General features: G+C 70.9%; 21 protein-coding genes. 12 read left to right on the plus strand and 9 right to left on the minus strand.

The genetic code is table 11. The annotated features are described in order from the left end of the window. Positions 1-13: 13 nt before the first annotated feature. Positions 14-211, plus strand: coding sequence for a hypothetical protein (locus QSK39_RS38885; RefSeq protein WP_285482796.1), 198 nt, complete (start codon positions 14-16; stop codon positions 209-211). Here the strand turns inward: QSK39_RS38885 and QSK39_RS38890 are convergent. Beyond that, the gene (locus tag QSK39_RS38890; protein WP_285482797.1) at positions 208-1,152 is read right to left on the minus strand and encodes an ATP-binding protein; all 945 of its coding nucleotides are present in this window, start codon (positions 1,150-1,152) and stop codon (positions 208-210) included. The genes QSK39_RS38885 and QSK39_RS38890 overlap by 4 nt on opposite strands. Positions 1,153-1,281: 129 nt before the next feature. On the opposite strand from QSK39_RS38890, the gene QSK39_RS38895 reads away from it, so the two are divergent. Both QSK39_RS38895 and QSK39_RS38900 read left to right on the plus strand, forming a co-directional pair. Then, a complete protein-coding gene (locus QSK39_RS38895; protein WP_285482798.1) occupies positions 1,282-2,688 on the plus strand; it encodes an RNB domain-containing ribonuclease in 1,407 nt (468 codons plus the stop codon). Next, complete coding sequence (locus tag QSK39_RS38900) at positions 2,685-3,455, plus strand: helical backbone metal receptor (RefSeq protein WP_285482799.1); 771 nt, start codon at positions 2,685-2,687, stop codon at positions 3,453-3,455. The genes QSK39_RS38895 and QSK39_RS38900 overlap by 4 nt, the downstream gene beginning before the upstream one ends. On the opposite strand, the gene QSK39_RS38905 is transcribed toward QSK39_RS38900, so the two are convergent. From QSK39_RS38905 to gabT, 3 genes are read right to left on the minus strand one after another with little or no spacing between them, the layout of a single operon-like run. Further along, complete coding sequence (locus tag QSK39_RS38905; protein ID WP_285482800.1) at positions 3,388-3,720, minus strand: hypothetical protein; 333 nt, start codon at positions 3,718-3,720, stop codon at positions 3,388-3,390. The genes QSK39_RS38900 and QSK39_RS38905 overlap by 68 nt on opposite strands. Positions 3,721-3,777: 57 nt before the next feature. After that, on the minus strand, positions 3,778-5,205 hold the full coding sequence (locus tag QSK39_RS38910) for an aldehyde dehydrogenase family protein (RefSeq protein WP_285482801.1): 1,428 nt from the start codon (positions 5,203-5,205) through the stop codon (positions 3,778-3,780). Further along, positions 5,202-6,557, minus strand: a complete 1,356-nt coding sequence (gene gabT, locus QSK39_RS38915; RefSeq protein ID WP_285482802.1) for a 4-aminobutyrate--2-oxoglutarate transaminase — start codon at positions 6,555-6,557, stop codon at positions 5,202-5,204. The genes QSK39_RS38910 and gabT overlap by 4 nt, the downstream gene beginning before the upstream one ends. Positions 6,558-6,663: 106 nt before the next feature. On the opposite strand from gabT, the gene QSK39_RS38920 reads away from it, so the two are divergent. After that, the gene (locus tag QSK39_RS38920; protein ID WP_285482803.1) at positions 6,664-8,103 is read left to right on the plus strand and encodes a PucR family transcriptional regulator; all 1,440 of its coding nucleotides are present in this window, start codon (positions 6,664-6,666) and stop codon (positions 8,101-8,103) included. Here the strand turns inward: QSK39_RS38920 and QSK39_RS38925 are convergent. Together QSK39_RS38925 and QSK39_RS38930 are read right to left on the minus strand one after the other, a co-directional pair. Continuing rightward, positions 8,100-8,807 (minus strand): cache domain-containing protein, encoded by a 708-nt coding sequence (locus QSK39_RS38925; protein WP_285482804.1) that lies wholly within the window; start codon positions 8,805-8,807, stop codon positions 8,100-8,102. The genes QSK39_RS38920 and QSK39_RS38925 overlap by 4 nt on opposite strands. Positions 8,808-8,841: 34 nt before the next feature. Next, entirely contained in the window at positions 8,842-9,570 is a 729-nt protein-coding gene (locus QSK39_RS38930) for a FadR/GntR family transcriptional regulator (RefSeq protein ID WP_285482805.1), read from the minus strand. Between the two features lie 111 nt (positions 9,571-9,681). Between QSK39_RS38930 and QSK39_RS38935 the strand changes: the two genes are divergently transcribed. The 5 genes from QSK39_RS38935 to QSK39_RS38955 are packed head-to-tail and all read left to right on the plus strand — an operon-like array spanning position 9,682 to position 15,043. Next, entirely contained in the window at positions 9,682-11,103 is a 1,422-nt protein-coding gene (locus QSK39_RS38935) for a gamma-aminobutyraldehyde dehydrogenase (protein WP_285482806.1), read from the plus strand. Between the two features lie 8 nt (positions 11,104-11,111). Continuing rightward, the gene (locus QSK39_RS38940) at positions 11,112-12,182 is read left to right on the plus strand and encodes an ABC transporter ATP-binding protein (RefSeq protein ID WP_285482807.1); all 1,071 of its coding nucleotides are present in this window, start codon (positions 11,112-11,114) and stop codon (positions 12,180-12,182) included. A 10-nt stretch (positions 12,183-12,192) separates the two neighbouring features. Continuing rightward, on the plus strand, positions 12,193-13,395 hold the full coding sequence (locus QSK39_RS38945) for an ABC transporter substrate-binding protein (protein WP_285482808.1): 1,203 nt from the start codon (positions 12,193-12,195) through the stop codon (positions 13,393-13,395). Position 13,396: 1 nt separating this feature from the next. Beyond that, positions 13,397-14,236 (plus strand): ABC transporter permease, encoded by an 840-nt coding sequence (locus QSK39_RS38950; protein ID WP_285482809.1) that lies wholly within the window; start codon positions 13,397-13,399, stop codon positions 14,234-14,236. 9 nt (positions 14,237-14,245) lie between these two features. Then, on the plus strand, positions 14,246-15,043 hold the full coding sequence (locus QSK39_RS38955) for an ABC transporter permease (RefSeq protein WP_285482810.1): 798 nt from the start codon (positions 14,246-14,248) through the stop codon (positions 15,041-15,043). On the opposite strand, the gene QSK39_RS38960 is transcribed toward QSK39_RS38955, so the two are convergent. Beyond that, positions 15,040-15,819, minus strand: coding sequence for an SDR family NAD(P)-dependent oxidoreductase (locus QSK39_RS38960; protein ID WP_285482811.1), 780 nt, complete (start codon positions 15,817-15,819; stop codon positions 15,040-15,042). The genes QSK39_RS38955 and QSK39_RS38960 overlap by 4 nt on opposite strands. A gap of 59 nt (positions 15,820-15,878) precedes the next feature. Between QSK39_RS38960 and QSK39_RS38965 the strand changes: the two genes are divergently transcribed. Then, a complete protein-coding gene (locus tag QSK39_RS38965) occupies positions 15,879-16,433 on the plus strand; it encodes a TetR/AcrR family transcriptional regulator (protein ID WP_285482812.1) in 555 nt (184 codons plus the stop codon). Here the strand turns inward: QSK39_RS38965 and pip are convergent. Continuing rightward, positions 16,419-17,363 carry a prolyl aminopeptidase gene (pip, locus tag QSK39_RS38970; protein ID WP_285482813.1) on the minus strand — a complete coding sequence of 315 codons (945 nt, stop codon included), beginning with the start codon at positions 17,361-17,363 and terminating at the stop codon, positions 16,419-16,421. The two genes, QSK39_RS38965 and pip, sit on opposite strands and share 15 nt — an antisense overlap. Before the next feature lie 423 nt (positions 17,364-17,786). On the opposite strand from pip, the gene QSK39_RS38975 reads away from it, so the two are divergent. After that, complete coding sequence (locus QSK39_RS38975) at positions 17,787-18,713, plus strand: undecaprenyl-diphosphate phosphatase (RefSeq protein ID WP_285482814.1); 927 nt, start codon at positions 17,787-17,789, stop codon at positions 18,711-18,713. Between the two features lies 1 nt (position 18,714). After that, positions 18,715-19,584 carry a cytochrome c oxidase assembly protein gene (locus QSK39_RS38980; protein WP_285482815.1) on the plus strand — a complete coding sequence of 290 codons (870 nt, stop codon included), beginning with the start codon at positions 18,715-18,717 and terminating at the stop codon, positions 19,582-19,584. On the opposite strand, the gene panB is transcribed toward QSK39_RS38980, so the two are convergent. Then, on the minus strand, positions 19,581-20,456 hold the full coding sequence (gene panB, locus QSK39_RS38985) for a 3-methyl-2-oxobutanoate hydroxymethyltransferase (RefSeq protein ID WP_285482816.1): 876 nt from the start codon (positions 20,454-20,456) through the stop codon (positions 19,581-19,583). The two genes, QSK39_RS38980 and panB, sit on opposite strands and share 4 nt — an antisense overlap. Between the last annotated feature and the right edge of the window lie 190 nt (positions 20,457-20,646).

The following is a 20,646-nucleotide window of genomic DNA, read 5'->3' on the forward strand; positions in this document are numbered from 1 at the left end:
CGAACCTAGGACCATGTCCAACGACCCGAACCCGGACCAGGGGTGGTACTACAACACCCGCACCAACCAGGTCGAGCACCTCGAACGCGGCCGCGGCATCGACCTGCTCGGCCCGTACCCGGACGAGGCCACCGCCCGTCGGGCGCTCGACATCGCCAAGGAACGCACCAAGCAGGCCGATGCCGCCGACGCCGCCTGGAACGACGACTAGACCGACAGTCCCGGCCCCAGCACGAACTCCGGGTCCACCTGCGAAACGAGGCTGTCGCCCGCCCACGCCGCCGCGTTGCGCAGGTGGAACTCGACGGCTTGACGCTGGTAGCGCGCCCAGTCGCGCTGCTCCGCGTCCACCGCCGCGTGCATCGCGCGCAGCGTCGAGAGGTTGCGCGGCTCGAGCTCGGTGATCGGCCGGGCCGTGCCGCGCTCCGCCGCCCGGACGTGGCGTGACGCCGACATCCACCCCAGCAGCGCATCGCCGACCTGCTCCTGCAGGAACTCGACGTCCTCGGCGTCGGTGACCTTGTTGCCCACCACCACGAGCCGCACGCCGAAATCACGCGCGTAGTCCGCGTACTGCCGGTACACGCCCACGCTGCGTACCGTCGGCTCGCACACCAGGAACGTCACGTCGAACCGCGTGAACAGCCCCGACGCGAACGCGTCCGCCCCCGCCGTCATGTCCATGACGACGTACTCGCCCTCGACGTCGACCATGTGGTTCAGCAGCAGCTCCGCCGCGCCGACCTTCGAGTGGTAGCACTTGACGCCCAGGTCGTCCTCGTCGAACTGCCCGGTGACGCCGAGCCGAACGCCGCCCAGCTGCCGGAAACAGGCCGAAAACACCGGGTTGTCCTCGAACGGCCGGACCAGCCGTGAACCGCGCCCCGGCGGCGTCGTCTTGATCATCGACGCCGCGTCCGGGATCCGCGGGTTGTCGCCGCGCAGGTAGTCCTTGATCAGGACCATGTTGTCGCCGAGCGTCGGCCAGGCGAGCGCTTCCTCCTCGGGTGCGCCGAGCGCCACCGCGAGGTGCTGGTTGATGTCGGCGTCGATGGCCAGCACCGGCAGGCCGGCGTCGGCGAGGTACGCCACGAACAGCGACGACAGCGTGGTCTTCCCGCTGCCGCCCTTGCCGACGAACGCGATCTTCACGGTCGGGACCCCTTCTGGAAATGAAGACGGTTTTCATTATTGCGGAGCCAACGTACACCCGACCGGCCCATGCCCGATCGGGCGATCACAACGCCCTTCGAGGGTTAGGGTTGGGGGGTGCCTCCCCTCGTGATCAGGACACACTCGGCGGGCGGGGACTTCGGCCCCCTGCGTGCCGAGTTTTCGCTGCCGGAGTCGTTCGGCCCCGAGGTACTGGCCGAAGCGGAAGCCGCGGTGCTCGACCCCCTGGCGAGCGCCGGCCCGCGCGAGGACGCGACGGACCTGCCGTTCGTCACCATCGACCCGCCCGGATCCAAGGACCTCGACCAGGCGATGGTCGTCGAGCGGACCGCGCACGGCTTCCGCGTGCACTACGCGATCGCCGACCTGGCCGCGTTCGTCCCGCCCGGCGGCGCGCTCGACCGCGAGTCGCGCTCCCGCGGGCAGACGCTCTACCTGCCCGACGGCAACGTCCCGCTGCACCCGCCGGTCCTGTCCGAAGGCGCGGCGAGCCTGCTGCCCGGCGAGATCCGGCCCGCGGTGCTCTGGACCATCGAGACCGACGAGGCGGGTGAGCCGACCACGACGCGGGTGCGCCGCGCACTGGTCCGGTCCACCGAGCAGTTCGACTACGAGACGGTGCAGGCCGCCCTCGACGCCGGGAACCCGCACCCGTCGGTGGCCGCGCTGCCCGAGCTCGGCCGGCGACGGCGCGAGCTGGCCGTCCGGCGCGGCGCTGTCGAGCTGCAGCTGCCCGAGCAGGAGATCAGCGGTGACCCGGACGGCGGCTGGGTGCTCGCCCGCCGTCCGCGCACCGCCGTCGACGCCTGGAACGCCGAGATCTCGCTGCTCACCGGCATGGCCGCGGCCCGGATCATGATCGACGCGCGGGTCGGCGTCCTGCGCACGCTGCCCGACCCGGAGCCCGAGGCCGTCGACTGGCTGCGCCGCTCGGCCGAAGCGCTGGGCATCACCTGGGCGCGGGAGACGACCGTTTCGGAGTTCCTGTCCCGGTTGGACCCTGGGCAGCCGGCGTCGATGGCGCTCTACGCCGACACGACGCGCCTGCTGCGCGGCGCGGGCTACACGGCGTTCGACGGCGAGCTGCCGGCGTTGACGACGCACGCGGGCATCGGCGGCGCGTACGCGCACGTCACGGCGCCGATCCGGCGGCTGGTCGACCGGTTCGCGACGGAGATCTGCCTGGCGGTGTCGGCCGGGCGCGAGGTGCCGGAGTGGGTGCGCGCGGCGCTCGCGGACGTCCCGGAGCGCATGACGGCGTCGGACACGCTGGCCGCGAAGGTCGAGCGGGCGTGCATCGATCAGGTCGAAGCGTGGGTGCTGGCCGAGCACATCGGCGGCGAGTTCAGCGCGGTGGTGCTGCGCGCGGACGAGAACAAGGCGGAGATCCTGGTCGAGGACCCGACGGTGATGGCGAAGTGCGCGGGGGAGAAGCTGACCGCGGGGGAGCGGATCGGGGTCCGGCTGACCGCGGTCGACGTCGAGAAGCGGAAGGTGTCGTTCGAACGCGCATGAACCTCGTCGACGATCTCGGGGAGCCGGTGCCGGTGAGCGGCCCGGCATCGCGCGTGGTCTCGTTGGTGCCGTCGCTGACCGAAGCCGTCGAGGTGAGCGCGCCCGGACGGCTCGCCGGCGCGACCGACTACTGCACGCATCCGGCTGGTCTGGACGTCCCGCGGGTCGGCGGGTCGAAGTACCCGAAGATCGACGACGTGCTGGACCTGGCGCCGGACCTGGTGCTGGCCAACTCGGAGGAAAACCGCCCGGAAGACGTGGAACGCCTGCGCGCCAACGGGATCCCGGTGTGGGTGATGGCTGCTGCGGCGACCGTCCCGGCCGCGTTGGGTTCGCTGCGCCGGATCCTCACGCAGGCGTACGAGCTTTCGGAACCCGAATGGCTGGTGTCGGCGGAGGAGGTCTGGCGCGAGGTCCGGCCGGCGCGGTTCCACGCGGTGGTCCCGGTGTGGCGCAAGCCGTGGATCGTCCTGGGCCGCGACACGTTCGGCGGCGACGTCCTGCGCCGGGTGGGCGTGGCGAACGTCTACGCGGGATCTTCGGAACGCTATCCGCGACCGGACGTCGAGGAGCTGAGGGCGCACTTCGCGGCGGACGCGGATTTGCTGGTGCTGCCGGACGAGCCGTACTTGTTCACGGAGGAGGACGGCCCGGACCACTTCCCGGACGCGCGGTACGTCCTGGTCTCGGGCCGCCACCTCACGTGGTACGGGCCTTCGCTGGTCGAGGCCCACGCGGCGTTGACGGAGGCTTTGGCCGGGCTGTGAAGTCGAAGCCGCGGGCCAGCGCGGCGCGGATCCCTTCGGCGACTTCGGCCGGGAGGACCGGTTCCGTCGCGAGGTGGAGCCAGTTGTCCGGCCGCGCCCGTCCGGTGTCGACGACCAGCGTGGCGCCCGGCCGCTCGGCGAGTTCGACGGCGAAGGTCATCGTCGCGCCGAGCCCCTGCGAGTAGGTCGGCTTGGGGCGGATCGTCCAGCGGTAGTCCGTGCCGTCGACGGTGATGCGGCGCGATCCCTTGTGTGCGAGCGTCATGAGCCCTCCTGCCCGGCCCTGAACCTACGCCGGTTCCGGGCAGGAGAGCGAACGGTTTCAGAGCGTCAATCCCGTCAGGACCGTGACGCGCTCCTCGGTGAAGTCCGCCATCGCCGATGCCGGGCCCTCTCGGCCCACGCCGGAGTCCTTCACCCCGCCGTAAGGCATCTGGTCCGCGCGGAAGCTCGGGACGTCGCCCACCAGCACCCCGCCGACCTTCAGCGCCGCCGATACCTCGAACGCCGTCGGCAGGTCGCGCGTGAAGACCCCCGCCTGCAAGCCGAAGCGCGACGCGTTGATCCGCTCGACGCCCTCCGCCACCGAAGCCACCCGGACCAGCGAAACCACCGGGCCGAACACCTCCTCGGCCATCACCGACGCGTCCTCCGGGACGTCCGCCAGCACCGTCGGTTCGACGGAAGCTCCCGAACGCCCGCCGCCGGTCAGCAGCCGTGCGCCGGCCGAGACCGCGTCCGACACCCACGACGAAACGCGCGCTGCCGCGTCGACGTTGATCAGCGGGCCGACATCGACGCCGTCGGCACGCGGGTCGCCCGTGCGCAGAGCCTGGACCTGCGCAAGGACCTTCTCGGCCAAAGCGTCGTAAACGTCGGTGTGGACGTACACCCGCTGCACCGAAATGCACGACTGCCCCGCCTGGTACATCGCGAACGTCGCGATCCGCTGCGCCGCGAAGTCCAGGTCCGTCCAATCGGGACAGACGAGCACCGCGCCGTTGCCACCCAGCTCCAACGCGACGTGCTTGCGCGGCACGCGGTCGCGGATGGCCCAGCCGACCGGCACCGAGCCGGTGAACGACACCACCGGCAGCCGCGGGTCCTCGACCAGGCGCGACGACGTCTCGTTGTCCACCGGCAGGATCGACCACGACCCCGCCGGGAGGTCGGTCTCGGCCAGGATTTCGCCGAGCAGCAACGCCGTCAGCGGCGTCGCCGGCGCGGGCTTGAGCACGATCGGCGCGCCGACGGCGATCGCCGGGGCCACCTTGTGCGCCACCAGGTTCAGCGGGAAGTTGAACGGCGTGATGCCCAGCACCGGGCCTTTCGGGACCCGCCGGACCAGCGCCAGCCGGCCGGTGCCGCCCGGGTCGGTGTCGAGCCGCTGCAGCTCGCCCGAGAAGCGCCGCGCTTCCTCGGCGGCCCAGCGGAACGTCGACACCGCGCGCCCGACCTCGCCGCGCGCCCACTTGAGCGGCTTGCCCGACTCGGCCGTGATCAGCTGGGCGATCTCCTCGGACCGCTCACCCAAGGCTCGGGACACGTGGTCCAACGCCCCGGCGCGGACGTGCGCGGGCAGCGTCGCGAACTCGTCGGCGACGTCGTGCGCCGCCTGCACCGCGGCCTCGACGTCCGAAGTGGACGGTACGAAGTGCGATCCCGCCTCCGAACCGTCGTAGGAGTGGCGGACGACGGCCGTCGAACCGCCGGTCACCGGCTTTCCGGCGACCCAGAAGGGGAAAGTCATGCGCGAGCCTCCGTGCGGACAGCGTGCTCGAGGACCGAAAGACCCTCGTCGAGCAGCTCGTTGGACAGGGACAGGGGCGGCAGCAGCCGGACGACGTTGCCGTAGGTGCCGCAGGTCAGCACGACCACGCCGGCCCGGTGGCAGGCCGCCGCGACGCGCTTGGTCAGGTCGGCGTCCGGCTCGGTGGTCCCGAGCTTCACGAACTCCGCGGCCAGCATCGCGCCGCGTCCGCGGACGTCGCCGATCACGCCGGTCTCGTCGGCCAGCGCCCGCAACCGCGGCAGGACAACGCCTTCGATGCGTTTCGCCGACGAAGCGAGGTCTTCGGTGCGCATGGTTTCGATCGAGCCGAGCGCGGCCGCGCAGGCGATCGGGTTGCCGCCGTAGGTGCCGCCGAGGCCACCCGGGCCGACGGCGTCGAGCAGCTCGGCGCGGCCGGTGACGGCGGACAGCGGCAGGCCGCCCGCGATGCCCTTGGCCGTCGCGATCAGGTCCGGGACGACGTCCTCGTCGGTGGACGCGAACCAGGATCCGGTGCGGCAGAAGCCCGTCTGGACCTCGTCGGCGACGAACACGACGCCGTTTTCCCGGCACCACGCGGAAATCGCGGGCAGGAAGCCGCGGGCGGGCTCGATGAACCCGCCTTCGCCCTGGATGGGCTCGAGGACGACCGCCGCGACCTGGTCGCCGCCGATCTGCTTCTCGATCCGGTCGATGGCCAGGGCCGCCGCCTCCGGCCCGGACAGGCCGTCGCGGTACGGGTACGAGCCGGGCACGCGGTAGACCTCGGGGGCGAACGGCCCGAAGCCGTGCTTGTAGGGCACCGACTTCGCGGTCATGCCCATGGTGAGGTTGGTGCGGCCGTGGTAGGCGTGGTCGAAGACGACGACGGCCTGGCGCCCGGTCGCGACGCGCGCGATCTTCACGGCGTTCTCGACGGCTTCGGCGCCGGAGTTGAACAGCACCGACTTCTTCGCGTGGTCGCCCGGCGTCAGCTCGGCCAGCGCCTCGCAGACCTCGACGTACCCCTCGTACGGCGTGACCATGAAACAGGTGTGGGTGAACCAGCACGCCTGCTTGCGGACCCGGTCGACGACCGCGGGCGCGGAGTGCCCGACGTTGGTCACCGCGATGCCGGAGCCGAAGTCGATCAGGACATTGCCGTCGGCGTCGGTGAGCAGGCCGCCGCTGGCGGAGGTGACGTAGACGGGCAGCACCGAGCTGACCCCGGCGGCGACGGCGTTCGCGCGGCGTTCCTGCAGCTCGCGCGAGGCGGGGCCGGGGATCTCGGTGCGCAGCCTGCGCTGCCGGGGCGCCGGGGCCTGCGGCTCGGCGGTGGTGGTTGCGGTCACGGCGTGCTCCTGCGGACGCGGGGCGGGGGACGTCCTCAGGATGAGTCCGCGTGCGGCGGCCGTCAGCTCGCCTTTCCGTACAAGAAGGCGCGTAGAATTGGCCGTTATGGCACTCACGCTGGCCGGACTGGCCGCAGACCGCCCGCTCGGGCTGCGGGTGCTGACCGGCGGCGCGGCGCTCGACCGCCCGATCGGCTGGGTCCACCCGACGGAGCTGACCGACCCGCAGGCGTTCCTCGAAGGTGGCGAGCTGCTGCTGACGACCGGGCTGGCCCTGGACGAAGAGACGTCGCCGGCCTACGTGCGCCGGCTGGTCGAGGCCGGGGTGGCGGGGCTCGGCTTCGGCGTCGGGCTGAGCCACGACTTCGTCCCGCACGCGCTCGTGTCGACCGCGGCTTCGGTGGGGCTGCCGGTGCTGGAGGTGCCGCGCGAGACGCCGTTCATCGCGATCACCCGCGCGGTTTCGCGGGCGGTGGCGGCCGACGAGTACGCGACGACGGTCCGGATCGGTCGCGCGCAGCAGGAACTGACCCGGACGGCGGTCGGCAAGGGCGGGCCGGCGGGGGTGCTGCGGAAGCTGGCGAAGCTGGTGGACGGCTGGGTGCTGCTCTTCGACCGCACCACCGTCACCGAAGCGGCTCCGGCGAGCGCGCGTGCGTACGGCGCTTCGCTGCGCGAAGAGCTGGAGCGCCTTCGCACGGGTACGCGCGTGGTGGCGCTCGACGGCCAGGAAGTCGTGCTGCAGACCCTGGACACGGGCGCGCGCCGGGTGCTCGCGGTCGGCGCGTCGCTCGACTCGGCGGGGCGGCACATCGTGAACACCGCGGTCTCGGTGCTTTCCCTGGCGCTGGAGCAGGATCGCGCCCAGGCGGCGGCGCGGCAGGCGCTGCGGTCCGGGTTGCTGGAGCTGCTGGTGGGCGGCCAGGCCGAGCTGGCGCTGCGGGTGCTGGCCGAGACCGGCGGCGAGCCACCGCGCGCACCGTGGTCGGTGGTGGCGTTCGCCGGCGCGCCCGCCGCCCGCCGCAAGCTCCTCGACGCGCTGGAGGGCGAAGCGGTCTTCGCGGCGCGACGCGGGTCATCGGTGGTCGCGATCGGCCCGGCCGACCCGGCGGCGGAGGCGGCGGCCCGGATCGGCGGCCTGCACGGCGGCCTGGCGGGTCCGGTGTCCACAACGGACTTCGCGGCGGGCTTGGAGCAGGCGGAGCTGGCCGCCCAGGCGGCATTGGCGGAGGACAAGGCCCTGGTGTCGGCGGCGGAACACACGGGCCGTGGGTTGTTGTCCCTGATCGAGCCGACGGTGGCGCAAGCGTTTGCGCGCGGGTTGCTGGCACCGGTGCGCGACCACGATGCGACGGGCCGGGGGGATTTGGAGACGTCGCTGAGGTGCTGGCTGGAGCACCACGGTCATTGGGACGTCGCGGCCGCGCGGTTGGGCGTCCACCGGCACACGCTGCGGAACCGGATCAGGAAGGTCGAGGAGCTGCTGGGGCGGGACCTCGACTCACCCGGGGTGCGGGCGGAGTTGTGGGTCGCGTTGCAGGCTTAGCCGCCGGTGACCAGCACGATCGGTGAGTCGCCGCAGCGGCGCAGTACCGGGCTCGGCTCCGCGCCAGCCGACCACCACGCTGGGACGTCCGCCTCGCGCACCAAAGACCCCGTCGGCTGGCGGACGCTGTTGGACACGATCACCCGACCCTGTGCGTTCAGCAATGCCGCCCCGCGCCCCAAGGACCTCAGTCGGGGACGGACCGCACGCTCGAACTCGCGCACGTACACGTCCGCTCCCACCACTCCCGCGAAGGCGCCGCCCAAGAACACCGGAATCGTGAACGTCAGCGTGTACTCGTCGGTGCACAGGTAATCCACGTACGGGCCGTTGATGTGGCGCCGCCCGGTGTCGCGGGGGACCGTGAACCACGACTGGCGCGTGTAGTCCAAGAAGTTCTCGGCGCCCGGGTCCAAGCTGATGAACAGCTGCGCGGGCGGGGAACCCTCGGTCCACCACTCGAAGCCGAACTCCGAGTCCGACAGCACGTGGGGTGCGCTGACGAAGCCCGCGCCGACGACCAGGCCGCCCAGTGCCTCGGTGACCTGCGGCCGGATCCGGTGCAACGCCACCGCGGACGGCGTGTCCGCCAGCACCGACTCGGCCGCCGCCAGCAGGGGCTTCAGCCGTTCGAAGACCCCTTCCACCAACGCCGAGACCTGCTCGACGACCTCGTCGCCGGTCAGCGTGCGGGTGTCGTTCACAGTGCTCACCTCGATACGCGGAGTGGGGCGAAGTTTACGGGCCAAGCAGGTCGAGGTGCACGTCCGCGAGCCGGTCGAGCGCCCCGAGGATGTGTTCCTCGGTGAGCTTGCGGGCCAGCTCGCCGTCCGCGGACGCGATCGCCGCGGTGATCGCCGCGTGCTCCTCGTGCGGGTGCGCCCCGAGCGGCAGCCACAGCAGCCCGCCGCGCTCGCTCTGCAGCTGGAGCTCCTCGTGCGTCAGCCGCGGCGACTGCGCGGCCGCCGCGACCTCCAGGTGGAACTGCCGCTCCGCCCGCGTGAAGTCGATGCCGTGTGCCGTACGGAGGTCGTCGGTCGCCAGTCGCAGCCGGGCGACGTCCTCGGGTGAGCTGCGTTCGGCAGCGAGCTTGGCGGCGGCCCCGGCGATCGCCAGGTAGTGGTCGCCGACGTCGCGCAGGTCGGACAGCGACACTTCGCGCAGCCGCGAGCGCCACTCGTCCGGCGGCGGGTTGGTCGGCGCGCGGACGAAGCTGCCGCCGCTGCGCCCCCGCCGCGTCTCGACGAGCCCCTGCTGCCGCAACGCCACGAGCGCTTCCCGGACCGTCACGGTCGAGACGCCGAACTGCGCGGCCAGGTCGGCTTCGCTGGGCAGCTGCTCCTCGTCGGCGAGCAGGCCGAGCGTGATGGCGTCGACCAGCCGCGCCGCCACCGCTTCCGCCCGGCCGACCTGGCCGAGCGGCGCGAACATGGCGGACCGCGCGCTGTGCGACATGCCCTTGCGCATCGTGCCCCTTCAGCCGCCCGAGTACCCGTTCGCACCAATCTTGCCTGATCCTCTTGTCCTATTACATATGGACTTATATGTTTTAGCCTCCGTCACCTGGAGGAGTCCACCGTGCAGGAGCTGAAGCACTACGTCGGCGGCGCGTACGTCGAGTCCAAGTCGGGCCGGACGGCGGAGATCATCGACCCGGTCACCGGGCGCGCCTACTGCACCGCGCCGATCGCCGGGCCCGAGGACGTCGACAATGCGCTGCAGGTCGCCGCGACCGCGTTCGAGACCTGGCGCGCGACGACGCCGGCCCAGCGTCAGCTCGCGCTGCTGAAGATCGCCGACGCGCTCGAAGCCCGCGCCGACGAGGTCGTCCGCGTCGAGTCGGCGAACACCGGCAAGCCGATCGCGCTGACCCTGGCCGAAGAAATGCCGATGGTCCTGGACCAGGTCCGCTTCTTCGCCGGGGCCGCGCGCGTGCTCGAAGGCCGTTCGGCCGGCGAGTACATGGAAGGCCACACGTCGTTCGTCCGCCGCGAGCCCGTCGGCGTCTGCGCGCAGGTCACGCCGTGGAACTACCCGCTGCTGATGGCCATCTGGAAGATCGCGCCCGCGCTCGCCGCCGGCAACACGATCGTGCTGAAGCCGTCCGACACGACCCCGGCGTCGACGCTGCTGCTGGCCGAGATCGCCGGCGAGTTCCTGCCGCCGGGCGTGTTCAACGTCGTCTGCGGTGACCGCGACACCGGCCGCGCGCTGGTCGAGCACGACATCCCGGCGATGGTGTCGATCACCGGCTCGGTCCGGGCCGGTATCGAGGTCGCGAAGTCCGCGGCCAACGACGTCAAGCGCGTGCACCTGGAGCTGGGCGGAAAGGCGCCGGTCATCGTCTTCGCCGACGCCGATCTCGAAGCGGCCGCCGAGGCCATCGCCGTCGCGGGCTACTTCAACGCCGGCCAGGACTGCACGGCCGCCACCCGCGTGCTGGTCGCCGACGAGGTGCACGACACCTTCGTCGCCGCGCTCACCCGGCAGGCCGAGGCCACCAAGACCGGCAAGCCGGACGACGAAGACGTCGCGTACGGCCCGCTCAACAACGCGGCCCAGCTGGACAAGGTGTCCGGGTTCATCGACCGGCTGCCGGAGCACGCGACCGTCCACTGTGGAGGACATCGCGCCGGCGACGAGGGTTACTTCTACGAGGCCACCGTCGTCTCCGGGCTCAAGCAGGACGACGAGATGAGCCAGAACGAGATCTTCGGCCCGGTCATCACCGTCCAGCGGTTCACCGACGAAGCTGAAGCACTGAAGTCGGCGAACGGCGTCCAGTACGCCCTCGCGTCCTCGGTCTGGACCCGCGACCACCAGCGCGCGATGCGTCTCGCTGCGAAGCTCGACTTCGGCTGCGTCTGGATCAACGCCCACATCCCGCTGGTCGCCGAGATGCCGCACGGCGGGTTCAAGAAGTCCGGCTACGGCAAGGACCTCTCGCTGTACGGGCTCGAGGACTACACCCGCGTCAAGCACGTCATGAGCGCTCTGTGAGGCTGGCGATGCCGAACCAAGCACCTGCCGAGACGCGGGAGGACCCCGCGCCGCCGAACGAAACCGCCGGACCCGCGATCCGGCTTTCCGGGCTGCGCAAGCACTTCGGTGACGTCCACGCGGTCGACGGCGTCGACCTCGACATCCCGCCCGGCGAGTTCTTCTCGATGCTCGGCCCGTCCGGCTCCGGCAAGACGACCGTGCTGCGCATGATCGCCGGCTTCGAGCTGCCCACCGAGGGCACGATCGAGCTCGACGGCCGCGACGTCAGCGCCCTGGCGCCGTTCGAACGCGACGTCAACACGGTGTTCCAGGACTACGCGCTGTTCCCGCACATGACCGTGCAGCAGAACGTCGAGTACGGCCTGCGCGTGAAGCGCGTCCCGAAGCAGCAACGCCGGGAGCGCGCGATCGAAGCGCTGAAGACCGTGCGGCTGGACGACTACGGCTCCCGCAAGCCGTCGCAGCTCTCCGGCGGTCAGCGCCAGCGCGTCGCGCTCGCCCGCGCCCTGGTCAACCGGCCCAAGGTGCTGCTGCTCGACGAACCGCTCGGCGCGCTGGACCTCAAGCTGCGGCAGGCCATGCAGCTGGAGCTCAAGCAGATCCAGCGCGACGTCGGCATCACGTTCGTCTTCGTCACTCACGACCAGGACGAAGCGCTCACCATGAGCGACCGCATCGCCGTGTTCAACGACGGCAAGATCGAGCAGGTCGGGCCGCCGGAAGAGGTCTACGAGCGGCCGGCCAGCGCGTTCGTCGCCGGATTCGTCGGCACGTCCAACCTGCTGGGCGGGCGCGGCGCCGAGTCCGTGATCGGCCGGCCGGGGCTGTTCAGCATCCGGCCGGAGAAGATCCGCATCGACGGCGAGCTGTCCGAGCCCGCCGCCGTGGGGGACACCAGCGCGACCGGCACGATCACCGACGTCGTCTACGCGGGCGCGACCGTGCGGTACGCCGTCGCGCTCGACGCCGGGGGACAGCTTTCGGTCGTCCGGCAGAACACGGACGGCGCTTTGGCGGACGGCCGCGTCCGGCTCAGCTGGCGCCAAGAACACAGTTTCCAGGTTCCGGGTCAGTGAAGGGTTTGCCATGAAGAACAGGAAGACGCGGCTTGCCGGGCTCCTCGGCGCTAGCCTGCTGTTGGCTGCATGTGGCACGTCGGGTTCGAACTCCGCCGCGCCGCCCGGCGCGCAGGGGTTCACCCCGCCGAAGCTCGAGGCGCTGAAGGCGCTCGGGCAGCCGGAAGGACAGCTGAACGTGCTGGCCTGGCCGGGGTACGCGGAGAACGGCTCGAACGACCCGAAGGTCAACTGGGTCACGCCGTTCGAGCAGCAGACCGGCTGCAAGGTGAACGTCAAGCCGTTCGGGACCTCCGACGAGGCCGTGACGCTGATGAAGACCGGGCAGTACGACGTCGTGTCCGCCTCCGGTGACGCGTCGCTGCGGCTGGTCGCCTCCGGGGACGCCGAGCCGGTGAACACCGCGCTGGTGCCGAACTACGCCGACGTCCAGCCGTTCCTCAAGGACAAGTCGTGGAACAGCGTCGGCGGCGTCTCCTACGGCATCCCGCACGGCTGGGGCGCGAACCTGCTGACCTGGCGCACCGACAAGGTGACGCCGGCGCCGACGTCGTGGTCGGTGATGTTCGACGCGAACTCGCCCTACAAGGGCAAGGTGATCGCGTACGACTCGCCGATCTACATCGCCGACGCCGCGCTGTACCTGATGACGCACCAGCCGGACCTGGGCATCAAGAACCCGTACGCCCTCGACGACAAGCAGTTCACCGCCGCGGTCAACCTGCTCAAGCAGCAGCGTCCGCTGGTGAGCGAGTACTGGTCCGACTACCTCAAGGAGTCGCAGGCGCTGAAGAACGCCGACGCCGTCGTCGGCACCGCCTGGCAGGTCACGGTCAACCTGACCAAGGGCGAGGGCGCGCCGCTGGAGTCGGCCGTGCCGAGCGAAGGCGCGACCGGGTGGTCGGACACCTGGATGGTGGCGGCGAAGTCGGCGCACAAGACGTGCGCGTACAAGTGGCTCGACTACATCATCAGCCCGAAGGTCAACGCCCAGGTCGCCGAGTACTTCGGCGAGGCGCCGGCGAACACGAAGGCGTGCGCGGAGATGACCGACAAGACCCTCTGCGACACCTACCACGCCAGCGATGCGGCGTACGCGTCGAAGATCGCTTACTGGACCACGCCGATCCCGCAGTGCCTCGACGGCCGCACGGACGTCAAGTGCAAGGACTACGGCGAGTGGACGAAGGCCTGGACCGAGATCAAGGGCTGACATGACCGCGCTCTCGGCGTTCTTCTACCGGAAACCGCGGCTGCGCCTGGGTTTCCTGCTCTCGGCCCCGCTGCTCTGGCTGGGCCTGGCCTACCTGGGCGCGCTGGCCGCGTTGTTCGTCACGGCGTTCTGGCACACCGACGCGTTCACCGGCCAGGTCGTCATCGAGTGGTCGCTGGACAACTTCACGACGTTGTTCAGCGACGCGGTCTACCGCACGATCACCTTCCGCACGGTCGGGATCGCGGCGCTGGTGACGGTGATCGACGCGGTCATCGCGTTCCCGATGGCGTTCGCGATGGCCAAGCTGGCTTCCCCGCGGGCGCAGCGGATCCTGGTGATCGCGGTGATGACGCCGTTGTGGGCCAGCTACCTGGTGAAGGCGTACGCGTGGCGGTCGATGCTGTCCGGCAACGGCGCGCTGAGCTGGCTTTCGCCCGGTTACGGCGTCACCGCCACGATCATCACGCTGTCCTACCTGTGGCTGCCGTACATGATCCTGCCGATCTACGCGGGTCTCGACCGGCTGCCGGACTCCCTGGTGGACGCGTCGGGTGACCTGGGCGCTCGCTCCTTCCGGACGTTCCGCTCGGTGATCCTGCCGCTGACGTTCCCGGCGATCGTCGCGGGCTCGATCTTCACGTTTTCGTTGTCGCTGGGCGACTACATCGCGGTGAAGATCGTCGGCGGCACGTCGCAGATGCTCGGCAACGTCGTCTACGACAACATCGGCGCGGCGAACAACCTGCCGTTCGCGGCGACGGTGGCGACGGTGCCGGTCGTGATCATGCTCGTGTACTTGGCCGCGGTGCGCCGCACCGGTGCGCTCGACAACCTCTAGGAGCCTGGCATGCGGACCTCCCGGGTGGTGCTGTGGACGGCGCTGGGGCTCGGCTTGGCGGTGATCTACTTCCCGCTGCTGGTGGTGCTGCTCAACTCGTTCAACGCGGATACGACGTTCGGTTTCCCGCCGACCCGGTTCACGCTGGAGTGGTGGAGCCGGGCGACGTCGAACGAGGGTGCGTTGAACGCGCTGTGGACGAGCGTCGAGGCGGGTCTGGCGGCGACGGCGATCGCGCTGGTGCTGGGCACGATGGCGGCGTTCGCGTTGCAGCGCTACCGGTTCTTCGGCCGGAACCCGGTGTCGCTGCTGATCATCTTGCCGATCGCACTCCCGGGGATCGTGACGGGCATCGCGCTGAACAACGCGTTCAGAACCATTTTGGGCATCAACCTCGGCCTGCTGACGGCGATCATCGCGCACGCGACGTTCTGCATCGTGGTGGTGTTCAACAACGTCGTCGCGCGGCTGAGGCGGATGGGCGGCAGCCTGGAGGAAGCATCGATGGACCTCGGCGCGACGGGCTTCACGACGTTCCGCCTGGTGACGTTCCCGATGCTGCGGTCGGCGTTGCTGGCGGGCGGGCTGCTGGCGTTCGCGCTGTCGTTCGACGAGATCATCGTGACGACGTTCACCCTGGGCACGGGCATGGAGACGCTGCCGATCTGGATCTACAACAACCTGTTCCGCCCGAACCAGGCCCCGATCGTGAACGTGGTGGCGGCGGTGCTGATCGTGGTGTCGACGGTCCCGGTGTACTTGGCCCAGCGCCTGTCCGGCGACACGGCATCGGGCGGCCGGCTCTAGGCCACTGACCGGATCGTGCCACCGTCCACCCGGATCGTCGCGCCGCTCACGTAAGCCGCCGCCGGGCTCGCCAAATACCCCACCGCCGCTGCGATCTCCTCCGGGCGGCCCAGCCTGCCCACGTCGTTCGGGACCAGTTCCTCGGCCGCCCCGCGTTCGATCTCCTCCCACGACGTGCCCCACCCCTGCGACGGCGCGATCGACGTCAGCAGCTCGCGCACCGAGTCCACCAGGATCGCCCCCGGGGACACCACGTTCGACGTCACGCCCGTCCCCGCCAGCTCCCGCGCCAGGGACACCGCCAGGTTGTGCCGCGCCGCCAGCGTCGCCGTGTAGTGCGGTTGCATCGCCATCGGCTGGATCGCCAGCCCGCCGCCGATCTGGATCACCCGGCCCCAGCCGCGCTCCCGCATGCCCGGGACGCACCGGTGGATCATCCGGACCGCCGACACGACGTTGGCCTCGTACGTCGACGCCCAGACCGCCGGCGTCGCGTCCGTCCACCCCAGGTGGTCGTACGAGCCGGCGTTGTTCACCAGGATGTCGACGTCCCCGGCCGCCGACGCCACGGTGTCCGCGCCCGCGTCGGTCGACAAGTCGCCGATCGCCACCCCGGCCGCGCCGATCGACGACGCGACCCGCGAAGCACGGGCGGCGTCCCGGCCGTGCACCACCACCGAAGCGCCTTCCGCCGCCAGCAACCGGGCGATCGCGGCACCGAGACCGGCGCTGGAGCCAGTGACAAGAGCGCGTTTACCAGCGATTTCGAGATCCATGAAGCACCTTCCCAAGAGGTATACACCTGTAGACTTAGCTCAAGTCTACACTCGTATACATGAGACCCCGCAACGCCGCCGCGACCCGGGAAGCGATCCTGAACTCGGCGCTCGAAGCCTTCACCCGGGCCGGGTACGACGCCGTCGGCGTGCGCGAGATCGCCGAGGCCGCCGGGGTCACCGCGATGCTCGTCAACCGCTACTTCGGCTCGAAGGAAGGCCTCTTCGCCGAGGTCGTCGAGGCGGCGATGGCCGAGCGGACGGTGCTCACCGACGACCCCGCGACGCTCGCCGCGGACATCGCGGCCGCGCTCGTGCGCCGCACCGCCCCCGGCGCCGGGCAGCTCGACCCGTTCCTCCTGATGCTGCGGTCGGCCCCCAACCCGCGGGCCGCCGAGATCCTGCGCGCGGGCATCGAACGGCACGTCGAGAAGCACCTGACCGACGTTCTCCCGGTGAAGACCAACACCGAGGGTCCGGCGCTGGTGCTCGCGGTGATCGCCGGGTTCTGGGTGATGCGCACGCTCATCGGCAGCACCGAACTGAACCGCGCCGACGAAGCTGTCCTCGCGAGGAAGCTCGAGAAGGTGTTCGCGGTGCTACTGGCGGAATGAGTCCGTCGCCGCGCGCAGGGCGGCCAGCACGCCCGGGTCCGTCACGGCGTGCCCGGCGCCTTCGAGCAGCTTCAGCTCCGAACCCGGCCACGCCTGGTGCAGCTCGTACGCCGTCGTCGGCGGGCACACCGTGTCGTACCGCCCCTGCACGATCACGCCGGGGATGCCGGCGAGCTTGCCCGCGTCGCGGATCAGCTGCCCGTCCTCGAGCCACGCGCCGTGGCGGAAGTAGTGGACGGCGAGCCGCGCGAACGTCAGCGCGAACGCCGGTTCCGCGTACTGGCGGACGAAGGACTCCTGCGGCTGCACGGAAACCGTCGCGCCCTCCCAGGTGCTCCACGCGACCGCCGCGCGGTGCCGGACCTCCTCGGCCGGATCTTCGAGCAGCGTGGCGTACGCGGCGAGGGGGTCGTCCCGCAGTGAAGCCGGGATGGGCGCCAGAAAGGCCTCCCATTCGCGCGGGTACAGGTTCGCGGCCCCGCCCCGGTAGATCCAGTCCAGTTCGCTCCGCCGCACGGTGAAGACGCCGCGCAGGATGATTTCGCTGACGCGCGAAGGGTGCGTCTGGGCGTAGGCGAGCGCGAGGGTCGCGCCCCACGAACCGCCGAAGAGCTGCCAGCGCTCGATGCCGAGCCGCTCGCGCAGCTTCTCCATGTCGGAAACCAGGTGCCACAGGGTGTTCGCGCGCAGGTCGTCGGCGCCCGGCGTCGACTGCCCGGAGCCGCGCTGGTCGAACAGGACGATCCGGTAGGCCGCGGGGTCGAAGTGCCGCCGCGCCATCGGCGCGATCCCGCTGCCGGGCCCGCCGTGCAGCACCACGACCGGCTTCCCGGCCGGGTTGCCCGCCTCCTGGCACCGGATCCGGTGGCCGTCGCCGACGTCCAGGAACCCTTCGGCACGCGGGGGAATCGGCGGGTAGAGCTCGTCCATGGCACTCACTGTGCCGGAGGGTCCTGGCCGTCGTCCCAACACCCCGCCGCCAGGGGCCGGGACGACGGCCAAGAAAGGTGGGAGCCCGCCCCCGCCGCCGGGCTGAGCGGGCTCCCAGTCCGCGGGTCAGCCGGGGCTGACGTCCGGACGAGGAGGGGCGACGCCGTCGGTGTGGTCACAACGGCCGGTGGTCCGCACACGCATATCCGTCCTCCTCGTCGAGGTTCGAAGCTTCGTCGTGGCGGCGACGGGCTAAACGCTAAGCCAAGGTCCGAACGTCAGTCAAGGACATGATTGAAGTTCATGTACGTGAACACCCGCTGAGAGGACGCTGAGCGCGGCCGTGCCCCTTGCCGGTGGTTAACGAACGGGCCGGTACGTTCCGGTGTCGAGGTTTCGAAAAGTGGTACGGAAAGGCTCGGAATGTCCGCGGTGACCTATCTCGAGGCGATTGTCGTCGGCGCCTTGCAGGGGGTGTCGGAATTGTTTCCGGTGTCCAGTCTCGGCCACAGCATCCTGCTGCCCGCCTGGCTCGGCGGGCAGTGGCAGCAGGACCTGAGCATCGGCAAGGATTCGCCGTACCTCGCGGTGCTCGTCGCGATGCACGTAGCCACCGCGCTGGCGCTCGTGCTGTTCTTCCGGAAGGACTGGGTGCGGATCATCGGCGGGCTGTGGACGTCGCTGCGCCACCGCGAGGTCCGCACGCCCGACCAGCGCCTCGCGTGGCTGCTCGTGCTCGCCACGATCCCGGTCGGGCTGGCCGGCCTGCTGCTCGAAGGCCTGCTGCGCGACTTCCTCGGCAAGCCGGTGCCGTCGGCGATCTTCCTCGCGCTCAACGGCGGAGTCCTTTACGCCGCCGAGAAGTTCTCCCGCAAGAAGCCCCCGGAAGAAGCGGACACTGTGGACTTCTCCACCGAGGAGACCCTGGTCATGCGGGCGGTCTCGGTCGACGAGCGGACCGACGTCCGGCTGGCGAAGCTGCGGGTCGGCGAGGCGGTCCTGATCGGTGCCGCGCAGATCTTCGCGCTGCTGCCGGGCATCAGCCGCTCGGGCATCACGATGGTCGCCGGGCTGCGCCGCGGGCTCGGCCACGAAGACGCCGCCCGCTTCGCGTTCCTCCTTGCCACGCCGGTGATCCTCGCCGCCGGCGTGCTGAAGATGCCGACGCTGTTCGCCCCGGAGAACCACGCTTCGCTCGGGCCGGCGCTCGTCGGCAGTGTCGTCGCCGGGGTCGCTTCGTACATTTCTGTCCGGTTCCTCACCGGATACTTCGAAACGCGCACGCTGACCCCGTTCGCCATTTACTGCGTGGTCGCCGGAATCGGCAGCCTGATTTTCTTCGCGGTGTGACGTGCCGCTGACGTTCGACGCCCCGGCGGTCCTCGCCGTGCTCGTCCTCGGCACGCTCTACGTGCGTGCCGCCCGCCGCCGTGACTGGCCGCCCGGCCGCACGGTGGCGTTCCTCGCCGGACTAGTGACGATCGTGCTCGTCACCTGCTCGCCGCTGGCCGTCTACGACACGACGTTCTTCTGGGTCCGCGCGGTCCAGACCACCACGCTGCTCATGGTCACGCCCCTGCTGCTCGCGCTGGGCTCGCCGATCCGGCTGCTGCTCGACACCGTCGGAGCGCGGTGGCTGCGCCAGCACGGCCGCGGCAAGGTGGCGCGGGCGCTGACGTTCCCGCCGGTCGTCACGCTCGCCCTGGTCGTGCCGGTGCTGGTGCTCTACCTGACCCCGCTCTACGACCTCACCCTGCGTTCCCCGGTCGCCGACGGCCTGGTCCGGCTCGCGCTGGTGCTCGCGGGGTTCACGTACTTCTGGACGCGCCTCGGGCTCGACCCGACGCCGCGGAACGACCCGCACCTGGTCTCGGTGTGGATCGCGTTCACCGAGGTGATCTTCGACGGCGCGCTCGGCCTGGTGCTGTGGCTCGGCCCGCTGCTGGCGCCGGCGCACTACGCGGCCGCGCACCCCGGCCGGGGGCCGGACCCGCGCACGGACCAGATCATCGGCGCGGGCGTGCTGTGGATCGGCGGCGACGTCGCCGGCCTGCCGTTCGTGGTGGCGCTGTTCGTCCGCTGGGCCCGTGACGACGAGCGGCGCGCGAAGCAGATCGACGTCCAGCTGGACGAAGAAGCCGCTTCGGGCGCCGCATCGACATCGGGACTCTGGTGGGAGAACGACCCGGCGCTCGCCGAGCGGTTCAGGGAGCGGGGTTAGTCGTGGAAAGCGTGTTCCGGTGCCGGGAACTCGCCGCGGCGGACGTCCTCCGCGAACGCCGTCGCCGCGTTCTGCAGCACCGTCGCGACGTCGGCGTAGCGCTTGACGAACCGCGGTGCCTTCCCGCGCCGCAGCCCGGCCATGTCCTGCCAGACGAGCACCTGCGCGTCGCAGTCCGGGCCGGCGCCGATGCCGACCGTCGGGATCTTCAGCTCCGCCGTGACGCGCTTGGCGGCTTCGGCGGGCACCATCTCCATCACCACCGCGAACGCCCCGGCCTCCTGCAGCGCCAGCGCGTCGGCGAGCAGCACGTCCGCCGCTTCGCCGCGCCCCTGCACCCGGTAGCCGCCGAGGTTGTGCTCACTCTGCGGGGTGAACCCGATGTGGCCCATCACCGGCACGCCGGCCGACGTCAGCGCCTCGACGTGCGCGGCGAACCGCCGGCCGCCTTCGAGCTTCACGGCGTGCGCGCGGCCCTCCTTCATGAACCGCACGGACGTCGCAAGCGCTTGCTCCGGCGAGAGCTGGTAGGAGCCGAACGGCAGGTCGGCGACCACGAGGGCCTTCTTGACCGCGCCGGCGACGGCCCGCACCAGCGGCAGCAGCTCGTCGACCGTCACCGGCAGCGACGTGTCGTAGCCGAAGACGTTGTTGGCCGCGGAGTCGCCGACGAGCAGCACGGGGATCCCGGCCTCGTCGAACAGCGCGGCGGTGTACATGTCGTACGCGGTGAGCATGGGCCACGGCTCGCCGCGTTCCTTGAGTTCCCGCAGGTGGTGGACGCGGACCTTCCGGCCCGGAGCCGGCTTGGGTGCGGATCCGGTGCCGTAGGGGGCCGGTTCTTCGGGCCCGTTCGCGGTGGCAGCAGACATCGTCGTCGACCGTCCTTCCCTCGAGGCCTCGGTGAGGTCCCCGGGTCGTGGAGCAGAGGTGTCCCAAAGCGTGACACGCTCCCGGACGCCTCCCAACCGCGTGCGACAAGCTTCACACCCTCGGGGACCACTCGCCGTCAGCCTTCAGGTTGATGTCCGTGGACAACCAACCCGGGTTCACTTACGTCAA

Origin of the sequence: Amycolatopsis sp. NBRC 101858 (genome assembly GCF_030269325.1) — a bacterium.
GTDB lineage: Bacteria > Actinomycetota > Actinomycetes > Mycobacteriales > Pseudonocardiaceae > Amycolatopsis > Amycolatopsis ponsaeliensis.